Raw genomic sequence first — 1,097 nt, forward strand, 5'->3', positions numbered from 1 at the left:
TCAACCATCAGGCCAGTGAGACAAAGATCCCGGCCAGGGTGGCGCTCATCAGGTTGGCCAGGGTGGCGGCCAGCACTGCCTTTAACCCCATATTGGCCGCATCGTGACGGCGCTCCGGTGCCATGGTGCCGATAGAGCCAAGCTGCACCGCAATGGAGCCTAGGTTGGCAAAGCCACAGAGGCGGCGATGGCACAATGATCGCCTTCACAGAAAAAGCTGTAAAACGATTGGCTTCGGCCACTTTTTCACCCCGAACAGGGGCTCGCCCGAAAACGCGGCAGGATTGACCCGCAAGTGAGCACACGCCCAATGAGTGCCTGCCAGCGAGGCCCAGCGGCGCGGGCAGATGGCACCGGAGAGAGGCGCAGACCCCATCCCCGGATAACCGAATCGGTTCACGTTTTTTTCATCTGAAAAGGAGTAGAGTAAGCAATCACCAAGTTTATGTTTTTATTGGAAAAGCCCCTACGGGTCATGCAATGGCATAACGCCCTTAACCCCAAGTGGAACGCCATGATAAAGAAAACCGCGATTGCCCTGACCCTGGCCAGCCTGTTGACGCTGCCAGTGTTTGTCTCCACCAATGCCTGGGCTGCTCCGGTGCGCTCCCTGCAAAAGGAGCAAAACTATGACCAGTACATCAGCAAGCGCCAGGTGGTGGATCAGCTGCTGGCGGATGCCTGGCAGATCTTCAAGTCGCCGGCCCGCATCTCCACCGCCGGCTTCACCGCCAAGATGCCGAGCAACATGGAGCAGGTCACAGAACTGCTGCTGCAGGCCTATCAGCTCGAACCCTACCGCACCGACTTGCTGATCTCGGCGGCCAACGCCCAGATCTACAACGGCAACGTGGACAAGGCCATCGGCCTGTTCGAGCAGGCGCTCAGCACGGCGCCGGACGACATAGACCTGCTCACCTACCTGGCCACCTGGCAGACCTTCAAGCAAAACCCCAGTGCCGCCCAGGCATACCAGAGCAAGCTGGCGACCCTCAACCCCGGCCGCGCCGCCGATCTGCAGCGCATCCTGGATACGGTGGCCCGCGTCAACGCCACCCCGCTCAAGGAACAGGGGGAGCGTTCACCCAAGCCGGGCA

Annotated in this window: 1 protein-coding gene and 1 pseudogene; one reads left to right on the top strand and one right to left on the bottom strand. The window is 60.4% G+C overall.

The genetic code is table 11. The features are described 5' to 3' along the window. Positions 1–7 precede the first annotated feature (7 nt). A pseudogene (locus BN1128_RS23375) lies at positions 8–181 on the bottom strand (nucleoside transporter C-terminal domain-containing protein); the annotation flags it as partial. A 333-nt stretch (positions 182–514) separates the two neighbouring features. On the opposite strand from BN1128_RS23375, the gene BN1128_RS23380 reads away from it, so the two are divergent. Then, on the top strand, positions 515–1,097 hold a 583-nt coding region (locus tag BN1128_RS23380; RefSeq protein WP_209428615.1), incomplete at its 3' end, for a tetratricopeptide repeat protein.

This window comes from Aeromonas piscicola, assembly GCF_000820005.1.
Lineage (GTDB): Bacteria > Pseudomonadota > Gammaproteobacteria > Enterobacterales > Aeromonadaceae > Aeromonas > Aeromonas piscicola.